The following is a 17,557-nucleotide window of genomic DNA, read 5'->3' as shown; positions in this document are numbered from 1 at the left end:
CCACCCCGGGTCATGGCCCCGCCGCGCGCCGTCCAAACCTGTGGACCACCAGGACGGTCCTGAAGGGTGAGCGGGCCCGGGCCTGGCATGCTGCGTCCATGGCCCACCTCGAGCTGCCGCGCGCCACACCGTTCGGGGACCTGGTCCTCGACGTCCACACCTGGGGACCCGAGGACGGCGAGCCCGTGGTGCTGCTGCACGGCTTCCCGCAGAGCGCCGCGAGCTGGGGACCGGTCGCCGAGCACCTGGCCGGCACCGGGCTGCGGCTGCTCGCCCCCGACCAGCGCGGCTACTCACCTCGGGCCCGGCCCGACGAGGTCGGTGCCTACGCGATCGAGGAGCTGGCCGGCGACGTGCTGGCGCTGGTCGACTCGCTGGGCCGGGACCGGGTGCACCTGGTCGGGCACGACTGGGGCGCCTCGGTCGCGTGGTGGCTGGCCGGGCACCACCCCGAGCGGCTGCACACGCTCACCGCCCTGTCCGTGCCGCACCTGGCGGCCTTCGGCCGCGCGCTCGTCGAGGACCCCGAGCAGCGCGAGCGCTCGGCGTACCTCAAGGTCTTCCGGCGCCCGGGGGAGGCCGAGGAGTCGCTGCTCGCCGACGGCGAGGCCGGGCTGCGGGCGGTCTACGCGGGCCGGGTGCCGGCCGAGGCGGTCGAGCGCGACGTCGCCCTGATGCGCGAGGGCGCGCTGGGCCCCGCGCTGGGCTGGTACCGCGCCATGACCGACATGTCGGCGCTGCCCGACGTGCGCGTGCCGACCACCTTCGTGTGGGGCGAGGAGGACCAGGCCACCGCGGCGGCGGCGGCGCACGCCTGCGGCGACCACGTCGACGCCGACTACCGCTTCGTGGCGCTCGAGGGCGTCTCGCACTGGTCCCTCGACGAGGTGCCCGAGGTGGTCGCCGCGGAGGTCCGGCGCCGGATCGGCCCCGCCGGAGCGTGAGCGCCGCGGTCGAGGTCCGTGCCATGCGGCGCGAGGAGCTGGCGGAGGCCGCCGACCTCCTGGCCGGCGCCTTCGCCGAGGGCACCAACCTCTCCTCGTTCGTGCCGCGGGCCCGTCGTCACGAGCGGCTGAGGCGCTTCTTCACCGTCGCCGGCGAGATCGACCACCTGCCCCACGGGGTCGCCGAGGTGGCGGTGGGCCGACGGGGCGGCGACGACCGGCTCCTGGCGGTGGCGTGGTGGCACCCGCCCTCGCCGACAGGACCCGACCGGGCACCGGTGCCGCGGTCGTGGCGGGAGCTGTCCACCGCGCTGGCCGTCTTCGGCGTACGCCGCCTGCCTGCGGCCGCCCGCTCGCGCGCCGCCTCGCGCCGTGCGCGCCCCGCTGAGCCGCACTGGCACCTGGCCTACCTGGCCTCGCGGGCCGAGCCCGACGCCCGGGGCGCGGCCACCGCGCTGCTGGCGCACCGGCTGGTGCTCGCCGACGCCGAGGGCGTCGGCTCCCACCTGGAGTCGTCCTCCACCAGCACGATCGGCTTCTACGAGCGCCTGGGGTGGCGGGTCACCGCGCCGGTGCGCGGACCGGGCGGCCGCAGCACGACCGCCATGTGGCGCCCGGCCGGCGGGGCGTCCCGGTGAGCGAGGGGCGGCAGGCGCAGGTCGAGATCGTGGCCACCGACCGCCCGGGCGCCCACCTGGTGCGGGTCGGTGGGCGCGACCAGTCGCTGGTCGACCTCGAGGACCCCCGCCACCTCGCCTTCGACTACGTGCGGCGCATCGCCGACGTCGTCGACGACCACGCCCCGGCGGGCGCGGCCCTGCGGGTCCTGCACGTCGGCGGGGCCGGGCTGACGCTGCCGCGCTACGTCGCCGCCACCCGGCCCGGCTCGTGGCAGGTCGTGCTCGAGCCCGACGTCGCGCTGACCGAGCGGGTGCGCGCCGAGCTGCCGCTGCCGCGCCGCAGCGGGATCCGGGTGCGCGGCGACGACGGCCGCACCGGGCTCGCGGCGGTGCGCGACGACGCGGTCGACCTGGTGGTCGTCGACGCGTTCGTCGACGGCGAGGTGCCGGACGACCTGGTGACGCTCGAGGCGGCCGGCGAGCTGGCCCGGGTGCTGGGCGCCGGCGGCCTGGCCCTGGTCAACGTCAGCGACCGCGCGCCGTTCCCGCTCACCCGGGACCTGGTCGCGGCCCTGCGCGAGCACCTCCCGCACGTGCTGGTGGCCGCCGAGCCGGCCACGCTGCGCGCCCGCCGCGCCGGCAACCTGCTGGTGGTCGCCGGCGCCGGGGCGGTGCCGCGCGAGGCCCTGGCGGCCCGGGCCCGCAGCGCCGGCGCGCCGTACCGGGTGCTCGACGACGTCGCGGTGGCCAGCTCCTTCGGGGGTGGACGGGTGCGCCGCGACCCGGCGGCTCGGGGCGGGGGCGCCTGACCGCTACACTCAGCGGCGATCTGGCCCGCATCTGCAAAGGACCCTGAACACCCCCGATGGACGGCTCCCAAAGTCGCCCGCTCTCCTCGTGCCCGCCGCGGTCTGACCACCGTGCTGCGCCCGCCCCCGGAGAGCGCCTGTGACCGCCACCCTGCTGCTCCTCGCAGCCCTGTTCCTCGTGATCGCCTGCGGCGTCTTCGTCGCCGCCGAGTTCGCGCTCGTGACCGTCGACCGCACCAAGGTCGAGCAGGCCGCCGCCGACGGTGACGCCGCCGCCGTCGGGGTGCAGAGCGCACTGCGCTCGCTGTCGACCCAGCTCTCCGGGGCCCAGGTCGGCATCACCCTGACCAACCTCGGCATCGGCTTCCTCGCCGAGCCCGCGATCGCCGACCTCATCGACGAGCCGCTCGGCGCGGCCGGCGTGCCCGACGGCGCGGTGACGCCGGTGGCGCTGGCCTTCGCGCTGAGCGTGAGCACCGTCGTGACCATGCTCTTCGGCGAGCTGGTGCCCAAGAACCTGGCCATCGCCCTGCCGCTGGCCACCGCCCGGGCCACCCAGGGCCCGATGCGGTTCTTCACGGCCGTCAACAAGGGCCCGATCCGCATCCTCAACGGCGCCGCCAACGCCCTCGTGCGCCGCCTGGGCGTCGAACCCCAGGAGGAGCTGCGCTCGGCGCGCAGCTCGACCGAGCTCGCCTCGCTGATCGCGCGCTCGGCCGACGAGGGCACCCTCGACGCCGACACCGCCGAGCTGATGGAGCGCTCGGTGGAGTTCGCGACCCGCACCGCCGGCGAGATCATGACCCCTCGGGTGCGCACCCGCTCGCTGGAGCTCAACGACCGGGCCGCGGCCGTCATCGAGCTGACCCGCCAGTCGGGCCACTCGCGCTTCCCGGTGCTCGACGACGACGACATCGTCGTGGGCACCGTGCACGTCAAGAACGCCGTGGCGCTGCCGGTCCACGAGCGCGCCACCACCAAGGTCAAGCACCTGATGGCCAAGCCGATCGTGGTGCCCGACTCGCTGCGCCTGGACCCCCTGCTCCAGCTGCTGCGCGAGGACGGCTTCCAGATGGCCGTCGTGCTCGACGAGTACGGCGGCCACGCGGGCATCGTCACCCTCGAGGACGTCGTCGAGGAGATCGTGGGCGACATCGCCGACGAGCACGACCGGCTCGGCTCCCGGGCCCGCCAGCGCCGCGACGGCAGCTGGGTGCTCTCCGGCCTGCTGCGCCCCGACGAGGTCGAGGACATCACCGGCATCGAGCTGCCCGAGGACGAGGCCTACGACACCATCGCCGGACTGGTGCTCCAGGTCCTCGGCAAGGTGCCGGTGGCCGGTGACCTCGCCGAGGTCCCCGTGCCCGACCGGTCCGACCCCGACGAGCCGCGCGAGCGGCTGGCGGTGCTGAGCGTCGAGCACATGGACGGCCTGCGCGTCGACCGGCTCACGCTGCGCCTGCTCGAGGGCGACCCGACCGAGGAGGACGAGGATGAGTGACCTCACTGGCGTGCTGATCGCCATCGGCCTGCTGGCCTTCAACGCCTTCTTCGTCGGCGCCGAGTTCGCGCTGATCTCGGCACGCCGCAGCCAGATCGAGCCCCGGGCCCAGGCCGGCTCGCGGGTCGCGCGGACCACGCTGCACGCCATGGAGAACGTCTCGCTGATGATGGCCGGCGCCCAGCTCGGCATCACCATCTGCTCGGTGGGCCTGGGCGCCGTCGGCGAGCCCGCCGTCGCCCACCTCATCGAGCCGCTCTTCGAGGCGGCCGGGGTGCCGGAGGCGCTGCTGCACCCGATCGCCTTCGTCATCGCGCTGACCGTCGTGGTCTTCCTGCACGTGGTGCTCGGCGAGATGGTGCCCAAGAACATCGCCATCGCCGGCCCGGAGCGCTCGGCGCTGGTCCTGGGCCCGCCGCTGCTCTTCGTGGTGACGCTGCTGCGCCCGGTGATCGTCGCGCTCAACGCCATCGCCAACGCCACCCTGCGCCTGCTGCGGGTCGAGCCCAAGGACGAGATCAGCTCGGCCTTCACCCGCGAGGAGGTCGCCGCGCTGGTCGAGGAGTCCCGCGGCGAGGGGCTCATCGAGGCCGACGAGTACGACCGCCTCGCCGGTGCCCTGGGCTTCACCGAGAAGGACGTCACCTCCGTGCTGATGCCCGCCGAGACCCTCACCACCGTGCGCCGCGGCTCCACCCCGGCGGAGGTCGAGGCGCTCTGCGCGGCCACCGGGTTCAGCCGCTTCCCGGTCGAGGCCGACGACGGCGAGCTCGTGGGCTACCTGCACATCAAGGACGTGCTGGAGCCCGACGAGGAGCGCCGCACGCGCCCCCTCGAGGACAAGTGGATCCGTCCCTTCGCCCCGGTCACGCCCGACGACGCCCTGCACGACGCCCTCGAGCAGCTGCAGCGGCGCGGGGCACACATGGCCCGGGTGGTCACCACCGAGGGCACCACCCTGGGCCTGGCCACCCTCGAGGACGTGCTCGAGGAGCTCGTCGGCGAGATCCGCGACGCGGCCCACCACGACGACGGCGCGGTGGCTGACGCCGGTGCGTGAGGTCCTCGTCTAGGGTGTGCTCGCCGGGCCGGACGGGCCCGGCGTGACGAGGACGCGACCGACGAGCCCAGACGGTGGAGTGCAGACAGCTGTGGTGGACGACGCTGAGCGCAGCAGCCGGGTCTGGACGCTCCCGAACGCGCTGAGCGCCCTGCGCCTGGCCGGGGTGCCGGTCTTCCTGTGGCTCGTCCTGGGCCCCGAGGCCGACGGCTGGGCCCTGGCGCTGCTCGTGGTCTCCGGCATCACCGACTTCCTCGACGGCTGGCTGGCCCGCCGCTGGGGCCAGACCTCGGTGCTCGGCCAGGTTCTCGACCCGGTCGCCGACCGGCTCTACATCCTGGCCGTGGTCGTCGGGCTCGCGCTGCGCGACGTCATCCCCTGGTGGATGGCCGTCTCGCTGCCGCTGCGCGACGCCCTGATGTGGGGGCTGGTCCCGCTGCTGCGCACCCGCGGCTACAGCTCCCTGCCGGTGCACTTCCTGGGCAAGGCCGCCACCTTCAACCTGCTCTACGCCTTCCCGCTGCTGCTGCTGGGCGACGGCGAGGGGGCCGTCGCCACGCTCGCGCAGGTCTTCGGCTGGTCCTTCGCGCTGTGGGGCATCGGCCTCTACTGGTGGGCGGGGGTCCTGTACGCCTGGCAGGTCAGGCGGCTGCTGGCCACCACCGAGCGCCGGAGCACCACCCGTGCCTGACGAGCGCGGGGCCAGCGAGACCGCGGGGTCCAGCGAGTCCGCCGAGGCCACCGAGGCCCGGGACGCGCTGCCGCCCCGGGTGACGATGCCCCTGCTCACGCTCATCACCCAGCAGTCGATGGACGAGGACTACCTCCACGTCGCGGAGCGACGCGGGCGCGGCCAGCTGCCCTCCTCGCGCTCCCGCCCGCACCGCACCGCCGCCGTCGTGGTCGCGGCCTTCGGCATCCTGGTCACCACCGCGGCGGTGCAGACCGCCCAGGACGCCGACGTGGACCGCGCCGGGCGGGCGACCCTGGTCGAGCGGATCAACGACCGGCGCGCCACCGTCTCCGACCTCCAGGACCGCATCGTCGAGCTGCGCGAGCAGAACGAGCTGGCCACCGCCAACGTCGCCCGGCTCACCGAGACCGCCGTGGAGGCGCAGAGCCGGCTGCGCCGCCTCCAGGTCAACACCGGCTACCTCGCGGTCCAAGGCGAGGGCGTGCGGATCACCCTCGAGAACCCGGCCGTCGGCGACAACCTGATCCGCGACATCGACCTGCAGAAGGCCGCCAACGCCCTGTGGCTCGCCGGCGCCGAGGCCGTGGCCGTCAACGGCCAGCGGCTCACCGCGCTCAGCGCGATCCGCAACTCCGGGGTGGTCGTCAACGTCAATTCGATGCCGATCGCCCCGCCGTACGTCGTGACGGCCATCGGTGACAGCCGCAGCCTGCTGGCCCGCTTCCAGGAGAGCGCCAGCGGGAGCGCGCTGATCAACGTCGCGCAGGCCCTCGGCTTCGGCTACACCCAGGAGACGCTGACCTCCGTGAGGCTGCCCGCGGCCCGACGTCGTACGCTCCTGTCGGCCGAACCACTGACGGCCGACGAGCCGCGCGCAGAGAACGAGGAGGGTCCCCGATGATCGCCGCCCTCGGTCTGCTGCTGGGCATCGTGCTCGGCCTGGTCCTCCAGCCCGACGTGCCCGTCTCGATGGAGCCCTACCTGCCGATCGCGGTCGTCGCCGCGCTGGACGCCGTGTTCGGCGGCCTGCGCGCCTACCTCGACGGCATCTTCGACGACAAGGTCTTCGTGATCTCGTTCGTCAGCAACGTCGTGATCGCGGCGGCCATCGTGTGGATGGGTGACAAGCTGGGCGTGGGCAACCAGCTGACCACCGGTGTCATCGTGGTGCTGGGCATCCGGATCTTCTCCAACGCCGCCGCCATCCGGCGACACCTCTTCCATGCCTGACCTCGACGACCGCACCCGCTCGGACGTGCCGGAGTCGGGGCGCAACCGGCTGCTCCGGGCGCTGCGCACCCCCAGCCGCAACCAGGTGGTCGTGGCGGTGCTGCTGGCGCTGGTCGCCTTCGCGGCGGTGGTGCAGGTGCGCTCGACCGAGGCCGACGACACCTACGCCGGCTACCGCGACGAGGACCTGATCGCGGTGCTCGACGGCCTGGCCGGCACCAGCCAGCGCGCCCGCGCCGAGATCGAGCGGCTCGAGTCCACCCGCGACCAGCTGGCCTCCGACAGCGCCGACCAGCGCACGGCCCTGCAGCAGGCGCAGTCGGAGGCCGACACGCTCGCGATCCTCGCGGGGCTGGTGCCGGTGCGCGGGCCCGGCGTGCGGATCACGATCAGCGAGGTCACCGCCCCGGTCAACGCCGACACCGTGGTCGACATGGTCCAGAGCCTGCGCGTGGCCGGGGCCGAGGCCATCCAGGTCAACGGCCAGGTGCGCCTGGTCGCGCAGAGCGCCTTCACCGACGTCGTCGGCGGGCTCGAGGTCGACGGGCAGGTGCTCGCCGCGCCGTACGTCTTCGACGTCATCGGGCCGCCGTCGGCGCTGACCAACGCGATGACCATCCTGGAGGGCCCCCGCGTGGACCTGCAGGACGAGGGCGCCGAGGTCGAGATCACCGAGCTGGCCTCGATCGACATCGAGGCCGTGGCCGACCCCGTCGAGCCGGACTTCGCCCGCCCCCAGGACGCGCAGTAGCCTGCGCGCACCGCCAGCCAGAGGAGACGCCATGTACCCCGACGACCTGTCCTACACCAGCGAGCACGAGTGGGTGCGCAGCCCCGGCGAGCACGAGGGGTCGGTGCGCATCGGCATCACCCAGTACGCCCAGGACGCCCTCGGTGACATCGTCTACGTGTCGCTGCCCGAGATCGGCGAGGCCCTCGAGGCCGGCAGCACCTGCGGCGAGCTCGAGTCGACCAAGTCGGTCAGCGACATCTACGCGCCGCTCAGCGGCGAGGTCGTGGCCCGCAACGAGTCGCTCGACGCCACCCCCGAGCTGGTCAACAACGACCCCTACGGCGGTGGCTGGCTCTTCGAGGTCGTGCCCGCCGACGCCGGTGCCCTCGACTCGCTGATGGACGCCGCGGCGTACGAGGCCTCGCTCGAGGGATGAGCCGCCCCGGTCCGGCTTGCCCGGCCCCGTCGGACTGGTAGGTTCGGGCCAACCTTCACCCTCCAGCCGGTGGTGAGGGTTGGCGCCCGTCGTACAGGAGGAGACAGCGATGCCGTTCTGCACCGCGTGTGGCAGGAAGAACCCCGACGACGCACGGTTCTGCTCCCAGTGCGGCACCCGCCTGGTGAGCGCCGACGCCCCGCAGGGCGAGCAGGCCGCCGGCGAGGGCCCGGGGGAGTCGACCGCGACCATCTCCCTGCAGGCCGGCGCCATGAGCGCCTCCGGCACCGGCGAGGGCAGCCGGATCGAGACCTCCGACCGCCAGCTCACCGCCGTCGACGCCGCGGCCGTCGACGCGCTGCCGGCCGGCCACGCGCTGCTGGTGGTGCAGAAGGGCCCCGGCTCGGGCAGCAGGTTCCTGCTCGACGCCGACGTGGTCACCGCCGGTCGCCACCCCGACAGCGAGATCTTCCTCGACGACGTCACCGTCTCGCGCCGCCACGCGGAGTTCCACCGCAGCGGCTCGAGCTTCAGCGTCAGCGACGCCGGCAGCCTCAACGGCACCTACGTCAACCGCGACCGCATCGACCGGGTGCGGCTCAGCGACGGTGACGAGGTCCAGATCGGCAAGTACCGGCTGGTCTTCTTCTCGGGGCACGAGGGCGGCTGAGCCGTGGTCCCCGGTCCGGTCCCGGTCGACACGGCCACAGGCGGCTCGCGCGCTCGGATGAACATCGGGCAGGTCCTCGACCTGCTGCGACCCGACTTCCCGCAGGTCACGATCCCCAAGATCCGCTTCCTCGAGGACAAGGGGCTGATCAAGCCCGAGCGCACGCCCGCGGGCTACCGCAAGTTCTCCGAGGGTGACGTGGAGCGGCTGCGCTACGTGCTGCGGATGCAGCGCGACCACTACCTGCCGCTGAAGGTCATCGGTGAGCACCTCGACGCCATCGACCGCGGCCTCGAGCCGCCGCCCATCGAACCGGTGGTGCCGACCGTGCCGTCGGTGGCGCTGGCCGCCGACGGCCTGCCCAGCGCGGCGTCGTTCGCGCGGCGCGACGACCTGCGCCTCTCGCGGCGCGAGCTGGTCAAGGTCGCCGAGATCACCGAGGAGCTGCTCGACCAGCTCGAGCAGTTCGGGCTGCTGAGCGCGCGCCCGGGCACCGGTCACTACGACACCGACGCGCTGGTCATCGCGCGCACCGCCCGCGAGCTCGCCGACTTCGGCTTCGAGCCGCGCCACCTGCGCGCCTTCAAGACCGCCGCCGACCGCGAGGTCGGCCTGGTGCAGCAGGTGGTCGCACCGATGGAGCGCGGTCGCGACGCGGGCGCGAAGGGGCGTGCCGCCGAGGCCGTCACCGAGATCGCGGCGCTCTCGGTGCGCCTGCACGCCACGCTGGTCAAGGCCGGCTTGCGCTGAGCCCCTCCCGCGGCACCCGGGCCCCGCGCGGGCTCATCACCTGCGGCGTAAGGTGATCATGTGCGCGAAGTCGATGTCATGGGAGTCCGGGTCGAGATGCCCTCGAACCAGCCGATCGTGCTGCTGCGCGAGGTGACGGGGGAGCGCTACCTCCCGATCTGGATCGGGGCGGTGGAGGCGACCGCGATCGCCTTCGCCCAGCAGGGGGTGACCCCGCCACGGCCCCTGACCCACGACCTGCTCAAGGACGTGCTCGAGGCCACCGGCAACGAGCTGGTCGAGGTCCGCATCACCGACGTGCGCGACGGGGTCTTCTACGCCACCCTCGTGCTCGGCTCCGGCACCGAGGTCAGCGCCCGGCCCTCCGACTCGATCGCGCTGGCGCTGCGCACCGGCACCCGCATCGTGTGCTCCGAGGAGGTCCTCGACGAGGCCGGGCTCGCCGTGCCGGCCGAGCAGGAGGACGAGGTCGAGAAGTTCCGCGAGTTCCTCGACCACGTCACGCCCGAGGACTTCGACGCTCCCCAGGAGTAGGGCCAGGCGCAGTGCCAGGAATGAGCCCGGTCGCCTCACCCTCAACCTCAGGTTGAGGGTTGCGACACGCCGCTGGAGTCTTTGACCCCGGTCCCCGGGAGGCATACCTTGAAGTCGTCTTCGTTGTAACTCCACCGTTGTGGTTGCCCCGGCACCGCATCTCCTTCCCCGGGGGTTACGCCCAAAGCGGAGTAGACCCACGGAGGACCGCGTGAACGAGCACGAGCAGGAGCTGCGGACGAACCGCGACGCCGCCGCTGCGGCTGAGGCCGCCGACGAGCAGGGACTCCTCTTCACCGACGACGTGTCGCCGCTGCCCAGCGACACCGGCTACCGCGGGCCCACGGCCTGCAACGCCGCCGGCATCACCTACCGCCAGCTCGACTACTGGGCCCGCACCGGGCTGGTCGAGCCCACCGTGCGCGGCGCCAAGGGCTCGGGCTCGCAGCGGCTCTACTCCTTCCGCGACATCCTGATCCTCAAGGTGATCAAGCGCCTGCTCGACGCCGGCATCTCGCTGCAGCAGATCCGCACCGCGGTCCAGCACCTGCGCGAGCGCGGCACCGACGACCTGACCCGCGTCACCCTGATGAGCGACGGCGCCTCGGTCTACGAGTGCACCAGCAACGACGAGGTCATCGACCTGCTCCAGGGCGGGCAGGGCGTCTTCGGCATCGCCATCGGCGGTGTCTGGCGCGAGATCGAGGGCACCCTGGCCGAGCTGCCCAGCGAGCGCACCGCGGCCGACGACGAGTCCGCGGGCGGGGCCGGCGACGAGCTGGCGGCACGACGCGCCGCGCGCAGCGCCGGCTGACCCACGCACCTGCCCGGGGCCCGGGGTAGTAGATTGGGGCCCGCTGACCATCCCGTGCGGGAGAGTCCCCGGAGCCGGCCACCACGGCGGCGTACCGGGGCGCCGAAGGGGCAATTCCTCCCCGGAACCTCTCAGGCGCCAGGACCGCGCGGGCCAGGCAACTCTGGAGCGCGCTGCGCGTGACAGAGGGGGAGGCGCCCGGACGACCACTCCCGAGGAGCCCGCCACCGTGTCAGACCGCCCCACGCTCACCCAGCTCGACTCTGCGTCGCCCTTCGTCGACCGTCACGTGGGCCTGCGCCCCGACGACGTCACCACGATGCTCGACCGGCTCGGCTTCGGCTCCCTCGACGCGCTGATGGACGCCGCCGTGCCCGGCGGCATCCGCCAGGCCGGCGAGCTGGCGCTGCCGCCGGCCCTGAGCGAGGCCGAGACCGCCCGCGAGCTGCGTGCCCTGGCCGCCGCCAACCGGCCGGCCGAGGCGATGATCGGGCTGGGCTACCACGCCACGACCACCCCGCCGGTGGTGCGGCGCAACGTGCTGGAGGACCCCTCCTGGTACACCGCCTACACGCCGTACCAGCCCGAGATCTCCCAGGGCCGCCTCGAGGCGCTCATCAACTTCCAGACGGTGGTCGGCGACCTCACCGGCCTGCCCACCGCCAACGCCTCGCTGCTCGACGAGGGCACCGCGGCGGCCGAGGCGATGACCCTGGTGCGCCGCGGGAACCGCAAGGCCAGCGGCCCCTTCGTCGTCGACGCCGACGCCCTGCCCCAGACCATCGACGTGGTGCGCACCCGGGCCGAGGGGCTGGGCATCGACGTGGTGGTCGCCGACCTGTCCTCCGGGCTCCCCGACGGCGAGCTCTGCGGCGTCCTGGTGCAGTACCCCGGCGCGTCGGGCCGGGTGCTCGACCCCCGCCCGCTCATCGAGGAGACCCACGAGCGGGGCGCCCTGGCCGTGGTGGCCGCCGACCTGCTGGCCCTGACCCTGCTGGAGTCGCCCGGCTCGATGGGCGCCGACGTGGTCGTCGGCTCCTCGCAGCGCTTCGGTGTGCCGCTGTTCTACGGCGGCCCGCACGCCGGCTTCATGTCGGTCGCGCAGGGCCTCGAACGGCACCTGCCCGGCCGCCTGGTCGGGGTCTCCGTCGACGCCGAGGGCCGCCCGGCCTACCGCCTGGCCCTGCAGACCCGCGAGCAGCACATCCGCCGCGACAAGGCGACCTCCAACATCTGCACCGCGCAGGTGCTGCTGGCCGTCGTCGCCTCGATGTACGCCGTCTACCACGGTCCCGAGGGGCTGCGGGCGATCGCGACCCGCACCCACCGCTACGCCGCGGTGCTGGCGGCCGCGCTGGGCGAGGCCGGCCACCCGGTCGCCCACGAGGAGTTCTTCGACACCCTGACCGTGCCGGTGCCCGGACGGGCCGCCGACGTGGTCGAGGCCGCCCGCGAGCTGGGGCTGCACCTGCGCCTGACCGACGCCGACACCGTGGGCATCTCCACCTCCGAGACCACGACCGTCTCCACCCTGGTGCGCGTGCTGCAGGCCTTCGCCCGCGGCACCGACGGCACCGGGGTGACGGCACCGGCCATCGACGACGCGGCGGTCGAGGCCCTCGACCGCACCACCGACGACGCGCTGCCGCAGGCGCTGCTGCGCACCACCGACTACCTGACCCACGAGGTCTTCTCGCTGCACCGCAGCGAGACCCAGATGCTGCGCTACCTGCGCCGCCTCTCGGCACGCGACTACGCCCTCGACCGCGGCATGATCCCGCTGGGCTCGTGCACGATGAAGCTCAACGCCACCACCGAGATGGAGCCGGTCTCGCTGCCGGGCTTCGCCGACCTGCACCCCTTCGCCCCGGCCGAGGACGCCGAGGGCTACCGCGAGCTGGTCGGACAGCTGGAGGAGTGGCTCGCCGAGGTCACCGGCTACGACCGGGTCTCCATCCAGCCCAACGCCGGCTCTCAGGGCGAGCTGGCCGGGCTGCTGGCGATCCGCGGCTACCACCGCGCCCACGGCGACACCGGGCGCGACGTGTGCCTGATCCCGAGCTCGGCCCACGGCACCAACGCTGCCTCGGCCGTGATGGCCGGGATGCGGGTGGTGGTCGTCAAGGCCGGGGCCGACGGCTCCGTCGACCTCGACGACCTGCGCGCGCAGTGCGAGAAGCACGCCGACGACCTGGCCGCCATCATGGTCACCTACCCCTCCACGCACGGGGCCTACGAGGAGTCCATCACCGAGCTGTGCCGGGTGGTGCACGAGCACGGCGGCCAGGTCTACGTCGACGGCGCCAACCTCAACGCCCTGCTCGGCTACGCCAAGCCCGGTGAGTTCGGCGGCGACGTCTCGCACCTCAACCTCCACAAGACCTTCTGCATCCCGCACGGCGGGGGCGGCCCCGGCGTCGGCCCGGTCGCCGTGCGCGCCCACCTCGCGCCCTACCTGCCCTCGCACGCGCTGCACCCCGAGGCCGGGAAGCGCGAGGGGATCGGCCCGATCTCCGCGGCGCCGTACGGCTCGGCGGGCATCCTGCCGATCTCGTGGGCCTACGTGCGGATGATGGGCGCCGAGGGCCTGACCCGGGCCACCGCCTCGGCGGTGCTCTCGGCCAACTACGTCGCGGCGCGCCTGGGCGAGCACTTCCCGGTGCTCTACCGCGGCCACAGCGACCTGGTCGCCCACGAGTGCATCCTCGACGTGCGCGGCCTGACCAAGGACACCGGCGTCAGCGTCGACGACGTCGCCAAGCGGCTGGTCGACTACGGCTTCCACGCCCCGACCATGTCGTTCCCCGTCGCCGGCACGCTCATGGTGGAGCCGACCGAGTCGGAGGACCTGGCCGAGATCGACCGGTTCTGCGAGGCGATGATCGCCATCAAGGGCGAGATCGACCGCGTGGCCGCGGGGGAGTGGAGCCCGGAGCGCTCGCCGCTGCGGGGCGCTCCGCACACCGCCCGCTGCCTGGTGGGCGAGTGGGACCGCGACTACGACCGCGAGCTCGGTGTCTTCCCCACCGGGGTCGACCCCGACAAGTACTGGCCGCCGGTGGCCCGCATCGACCAGGCCTACGGCGACCGCAACCTGGTCTGCGCCTGCCCTCCGCTGGAGGCCTTCGCCGAGTAGCGGGCCGCCCTCCTCACGCCGGGGTGCGGGTGACCTGCAGGTCGTAGGCGAAGCCGGTGCAGTCGAGGCTGGTGCCCCGTCCGCGCCACACCAGCGCGAGGTCGGTGTCGAGCCCGCGGTGCACGCCGTCGACGACGACGTGCTCACCGGCGTCGTCGTACTCCTCGTGCACGGTGGAGCGCTGGCCGTTGCGGGCCACGGTGCCGCTCAGCCGGGCGGTGCGCCCGTCGAGGTCGAGCCGGGCCCGGACCCGTCCGTCGCGCACGAACCGGCGCTCCCGCGTGACCGCGGCGCTCACCTCGCGCGGGCCGTCGCCGACCTGCACGACGACCTCGTTGAGGAGACCGCGGTTCTCGTAGACGGTCGCGATGACGGGGCGGCGCAGCCAGCTGCCGGTGCACTCCAGCACCCGGCCGACCTCGTGGGTCGTGCTGCCGGCGCCGGGGTCCTCGGCGTGGGCGCCCGGCGCGACGCCCGCGAGGGAGCCGGTCAGGGCCAGGCCGGTGGCGCCGAGCACGAGCGCGGCGCGGGTGGTCGGGACGGGGTGGGTGGTTGCTCGCATGGTGCACTCCTCGCTGTGGTGTCCCGCCGGGTCGGCGGGTTCTCAGCGTGGGTACGCACGGGGGCCCGGGTCGGTTGCACGCCCACCCCACCTGGCTCCCCAGCGGGTCACATGGCCTGCGACACGCTCGACATGTTGAAGTCCGGCACCCGCAGCGCCGGGGTGACGGTGCGGCTGAAGTAGTCGTCGCCCCACTCCCGGCTGAAGCTCGGCTCGCTCGCCGACGCGGCCGAGAAGCGGCGCAGCAGGTCGACCGGGCTCTCGTTGAAGCGGAAGTTGTTGACCAGGCCGGTGACCTCGCCGTCCTCGACGAGGTAGACGCCGTCGCGGGTGAGGCCGGTCAGCAGCAGGGACTGGGGGTCGACCTCCCGGATGTACCACAGGCAGGTCAGCAGCAGGCCCCGCTCGGTGCTCGCGACCAGGTCGTCGACGCGGCCGGTGCCGCCGTCGACGTCGAGCACCAGGTTGTCGACGTACGGCGTGACCGGCTGGTCGGTGAGCCGCGCCGAGTGCCGGGTCTGGCCCAGGGCCTCGAGCCGGCCGTCCCGGATCCAGTCGGTGCGGCCCAGGGCGAGGCCGTTGTCGAAGACCGAGGTATCGTTGGAGGACGAGCCGGCGGTCACGAAGGGCGCGCACTCCAGCCCCGGGTGCAGCGGGTCGGAGAAGAGGTGCACCCCCGCGGACGCCACCTGCTCACCGATGCGCGTGCCGCCCCCGCGGCCGCTGAAGACCGACTGCCCCTCGTGGGCCACCCGGGCCCCCGCGGACCAGTAGGCCGAGATCATCAGGTCCGCCACCGACGACGGCGGCAGGATGGTGTCGTAGCGCCCCGCGGGCAGCTCGTGGCGACCCCGGGCGCCCCAGGCGAGCCGGCGGGCCACCGCGGCGTCCATCTCCAGCGCGTCCACGTCGCCGAAGTCACGGGTGGCCCCGCCGACCCAGGCGCTCTGGGTCAGGGCAGCGTCCTTGCCGGTGCAGCCGTAGTGGCCGGTGGGCTGGACGTGGCGCAGCCGCAGCCCGGTCGTCGAGCCCAGGTAGGTGGTGGTGATCTCGTGGTTGACGAAGCCGTAGAGCACCCGGCCCTCGGCGCCCGCGCGGCCGAACGCCTCGCCGAGCGCCGGGGCGAAGGCGTCGTAGGTGTGGATGTCGGTGGGCACCGCCGCGTCCTCCCAGTCGGGGGAGACCCGCGCGGGCACCAGGTCGGCGGCGTCCTCGGCCGGCTCGGCGGCACGAGCCGCGGCGTCGGCCGCCCGCACGAGCTCGGTGACCTGTGCCTGGGTGGTCGCCGTCGAGGAGACGGTGCCGGTGGCGGTGCCGCCCGGGCCGCGCACGAAGGAGACCACGCTGACGTGCACCCGGTGCATCACGCCGTTGGTGGTCAGCGTGTTGCCGGCCCAGCGCAGGTTGGCGCTCGTGGTGTCGCGCACGACGACCACGCAGTCGTCGGCGACGCTGGCCGCCAGGCCCTGCTCGACCAGCGACTGCGGGGTGGTGACGTGGGGGGCGTGGCTCGGGGAGGTCATCAGTGACCCGCCTCCTCGGTGGTGTTCAGGATCCGCACGTCGCGGAAGAGCGAGGTCGGGCAGCCGTGGCTCACCGAGGCGACCTGGCCCGGCTGGGCCTTGCCGCAGTTGAAGGCGCCGCCCACGACGTAGGTCTGCGGACCGCCGACCGCCTCGAGCGAGCCCCAGAACTCGGTCGTCGTGGCCTGGTAGGCGACGTCGCGCACCTGGCCGGCCAGCTCGCCGTCGACGATGCGGTAGAACCGCTGACCGGTGAACTGGAAGTTGAAGCGCTGCATGTCGATGGACCACGACCGGTCACCGACGACGTAGATGCCGCGCTCGACGCGGCCGATCAGCTCGTCGGTCCCCGGCCCGTCGGGGTCGGGCCGGAGGGAGACGTTGGCCATCCGCTGGATCGGCACGTGGCCGGGGGAGTCGGCGTACGCACAGCCGTTGGAGCGGCCGCGGGGGTGCTCGGGCCCGGCCAGCTCGGGCTTCATCGCGGCCATCGAGCGGTCGAGCTGGTAGCCGACCAGCACACCGTCGGAGACGATGTCCCACTCCTGGGCGGCGACGCCCTCGTCGTCGTAGCCGGTGGTCGCCAACCCGTGCACCGAGGTGCGGTCGCCGGTGACGTTCATCGCCGGTGAGCCGTAGCGCAGGGTGCCGAGCTGGTCGTAGGTGGCGAACGAGGTGCCGGCGTAGTTGGCCTCGTAGCCCAGGGCCCGGTCGAGCTCGGTGGCGTGGCCGATGGACTCGTGGATGGTCAGCCAGAGGTTGGAGGGGTGCACGACTAGGTCGTAGCGGCCCGCCTCGACGCCGGGCGCGGCGAGCTTCTCGGCCAGCAGATCGGGCACCTCGGCGACCTCGGTGTCGAAGTCCCAGGCCACCTGGGGCGAGCCCGTGACGTACTCCCAGCCGCGTCCCACCGGGGGCGCGAGGGAGGCCATCGAGTCGAAGACGTCGCCGTGGGAGCCCATCGCCTCGAAGCCGGGCTGCAGCCGGACCCGCTGCTGGGTGGTGCGGGTGCCGTGCAGGTCCGCGTAGTACTTGTTCTCGCGCACGGCGCTGAGGAAGGCCGAGGCGTGCTCGACCGCGGCGTGCTCGCGCAGCCGGCGGGTCCACTCGACCAGGACCGCCGCCTTCTCGGCCGTCGGCACCTCGACCGGGTCGACCTCGTAGTCGGAGACCCAGGTGACGTCGTCGTGGACCGGCTCGGGGGCCAGCTCGACCGGCGTGCTCGTCATCGTGGCGGCGACCTCGGCGACGGCGACGGCCCGCTCGGCGACGCTGCGCGCCTCCGGCTCGGTCAGCACGACGCCGGACGCGAAGCCCCAGGCGCCCCGGTGGACGACACGGACGGCGAAGCCGACGTCGACGGAGTCGTCGGCGGCCTGGAGCACCCCGTCGCGGGCGGTGAGGTCCTGGTAGCGCACCCGCTCGAAGCGGAAGTCGGCGTGGCTGACGCCGAGCTCCGCGGCGCGGGCCAGGGCCACCTCGCCGAGGCGGCGGTGCGGCAGGGCCTGGAAGGTCGCGTCGAGGCTGGGCCGGCTCATGGG

General features: G+C 73.8%; 18 protein-coding genes and 1 riboswitch. Of the genes, 15 read left to right on the top strand and 3 right to left on the bottom strand.

From position 1 onward, the window contains the following. The first annotated feature begins 98 nt into the window (after positions 1-98). From OCU29_RS18865 to gcvP, 15 genes are all read left to right on the top strand, one after another. On the top strand, positions 99-944 hold the full coding sequence (locus OCU29_RS18865; RefSeq protein WP_261821130.1) for an alpha/beta fold hydrolase: 846 nt from the start codon (positions 99-101) through the stop codon (positions 942-944). Further along, entirely contained in the window at positions 941-1,582 is a 642-nt protein-coding gene (locus tag OCU29_RS18860) for a GNAT family N-acetyltransferase (RefSeq protein ID WP_261821129.1), read from the top strand. The genes OCU29_RS18865 and OCU29_RS18860 overlap by 4 nt, the downstream gene beginning before the upstream one ends. After that, positions 1,579-2,373: a spermidine synthase gene (locus OCU29_RS18855; RefSeq protein WP_261821128.1), complete on the top strand. Its 795-nt coding sequence runs from the start codon at positions 1,579-1,581 to the stop codon at positions 2,371-2,373. Before OCU29_RS18860 ends, OCU29_RS18855 begins: the two co-directional genes overlap by 4 nt. A 139-nt stretch (positions 2,374-2,512) precedes the next feature. Continuing rightward, positions 2,513-3,874, top strand: a complete 1,362-nt coding sequence (locus OCU29_RS18850) for a hemolysin family protein (protein WP_179616487.1) — start codon at positions 2,513-2,515, stop codon at positions 3,872-3,874. Beyond that, positions 3,867-4,934: a hemolysin family protein gene (locus OCU29_RS18845; RefSeq protein WP_179616488.1), complete on the top strand. Its 1,068-nt coding sequence runs from the start codon at positions 3,867-3,869 to the stop codon at positions 4,932-4,934. The genes OCU29_RS18850 and OCU29_RS18845 overlap by 8 nt, the downstream gene beginning before the upstream one ends. Before the next feature lie 91 nt (positions 4,935-5,025). Next, positions 5,026-5,625 carry a CDP-alcohol phosphatidyltransferase family protein gene (locus OCU29_RS18840; protein ID WP_179616489.1) on the top strand — a complete coding sequence of 200 codons (600 nt, stop codon included), beginning with the start codon at positions 5,026-5,028 and terminating at the stop codon, positions 5,623-5,625. Next, entirely contained in the window at positions 5,618-6,529 is a 912-nt protein-coding gene (locus OCU29_RS18835; protein ID WP_261821127.1) for a DUF881 domain-containing protein, read from the top strand. The genes OCU29_RS18840 and OCU29_RS18835 overlap by 8 nt, the downstream gene beginning before the upstream one ends. Continuing rightward, positions 6,526-6,858, top strand: coding sequence for a small basic family protein (locus OCU29_RS18830; protein ID WP_179616491.1), 333 nt, complete (start codon positions 6,526-6,528; stop codon positions 6,856-6,858). The genes OCU29_RS18835 and OCU29_RS18830 overlap by 4 nt, the downstream gene beginning before the upstream one ends. Then, positions 6,851-7,609 carry a DUF881 domain-containing protein gene (locus tag OCU29_RS18825; RefSeq protein ID WP_218876364.1) on the top strand — a complete coding sequence of 253 codons (759 nt, stop codon included), beginning with the start codon at positions 6,851-6,853 and terminating at the stop codon, positions 7,607-7,609. The genes OCU29_RS18830 and OCU29_RS18825 overlap by 8 nt, the downstream gene beginning before the upstream one ends. Before the next feature lie 31 nt (positions 7,610-7,640). After that, positions 7,641-8,027, top strand: a complete 387-nt coding sequence (gene gcvH / locus OCU29_RS18820; RefSeq protein ID WP_179616492.1) for a glycine cleavage system protein GcvH — start codon at positions 7,641-7,643, stop codon at positions 8,025-8,027. A gap of 109 nt (positions 8,028-8,136) precedes the next feature. Further along, a complete protein-coding gene (locus OCU29_RS18815; RefSeq protein WP_261821126.1) occupies positions 8,137-8,697 on the top strand; it encodes an FHA domain-containing protein in 561 nt (186 codons plus the stop codon). Positions 8,698-8,754: 57 nt separating this feature from the next. After that, positions 8,755-9,447 (top strand): MerR family transcriptional regulator, encoded by a 693-nt coding sequence (locus OCU29_RS18810; RefSeq protein ID WP_179617499.1) that lies wholly within the window; start codon positions 8,755-8,757, stop codon positions 9,445-9,447. Between the two features lie 60 nt (positions 9,448-9,507). Beyond that, positions 9,508-9,981, top strand: coding sequence for a bifunctional nuclease family protein (locus OCU29_RS18805; RefSeq protein ID WP_179616494.1), 474 nt, complete (start codon positions 9,508-9,510; stop codon positions 9,979-9,981). A gap of 232 nt (positions 9,982-10,213) precedes the next feature. Further along, positions 10,214-10,795, top strand: coding sequence for a MerR family transcriptional regulator (locus OCU29_RS18800; protein WP_306799040.1), 582 nt, complete (start codon positions 10,214-10,216; stop codon positions 10,793-10,795). A 47-nt stretch (positions 10,796-10,842) separates the two neighbouring features. Then, a riboswitch (glycine riboswitch) is annotated at positions 10,843-10,952 on the top strand. A gap of 162 nt (positions 10,953-11,114) precedes the next feature. Next, on the top strand, positions 11,115-13,931 hold the full coding sequence (gcvP, locus tag OCU29_RS18795) for an aminomethyl-transferring glycine dehydrogenase (protein WP_370463688.1): 2,817 nt from the start codon (positions 11,115-11,117) through the stop codon (positions 13,929-13,931). Between the two features lie 13 nt (positions 13,932-13,944). On the opposite strand, the gene OCU29_RS18790 is transcribed toward gcvP, so the two are convergent. The 3 genes from OCU29_RS18790 to OCU29_RS18780 form a co-directional block, all read right to left on the bottom strand. Continuing rightward, the gene (locus tag OCU29_RS18790; protein WP_261821124.1) at positions 13,945-14,493 is read right to left on the bottom strand and encodes a hypothetical protein; all 549 of its coding nucleotides are present in this window, start codon (positions 14,491-14,493) and stop codon (positions 13,945-13,947) included. 107 nt (positions 14,494-14,600) lie between these two features. Further along, entirely contained in the window at positions 14,601-16,016 is a 1,416-nt protein-coding gene (locus OCU29_RS18785) for a metallopeptidase TldD-related protein (RefSeq protein WP_261821123.1), read from the bottom strand. Next, entirely contained in the window at positions 16,016-17,554 is a 1,539-nt protein-coding gene (locus OCU29_RS18780; RefSeq protein ID WP_261821122.1) for a TldD/PmbA family protein, read from the bottom strand. Before OCU29_RS18780 ends, OCU29_RS18785 begins: the two co-directional genes overlap by 1 nt. Between the last annotated feature and the right edge of the window lie 3 nt (positions 17,555-17,557).

This window comes from Nocardioides sp. OK12 (assembly GCF_024341885.1).
In the GTDB taxonomy this organism is placed as follows: domain Bacteria; phylum Actinomycetota; class Actinomycetes; order Propionibacteriales; family Nocardioidaceae; genus Nocardioides; species Nocardioides marinisabuli.
Note: the sequence above shows the minus strand (reverse complement) of the source record. Positions and strands in the feature narration are given on the sequence as shown.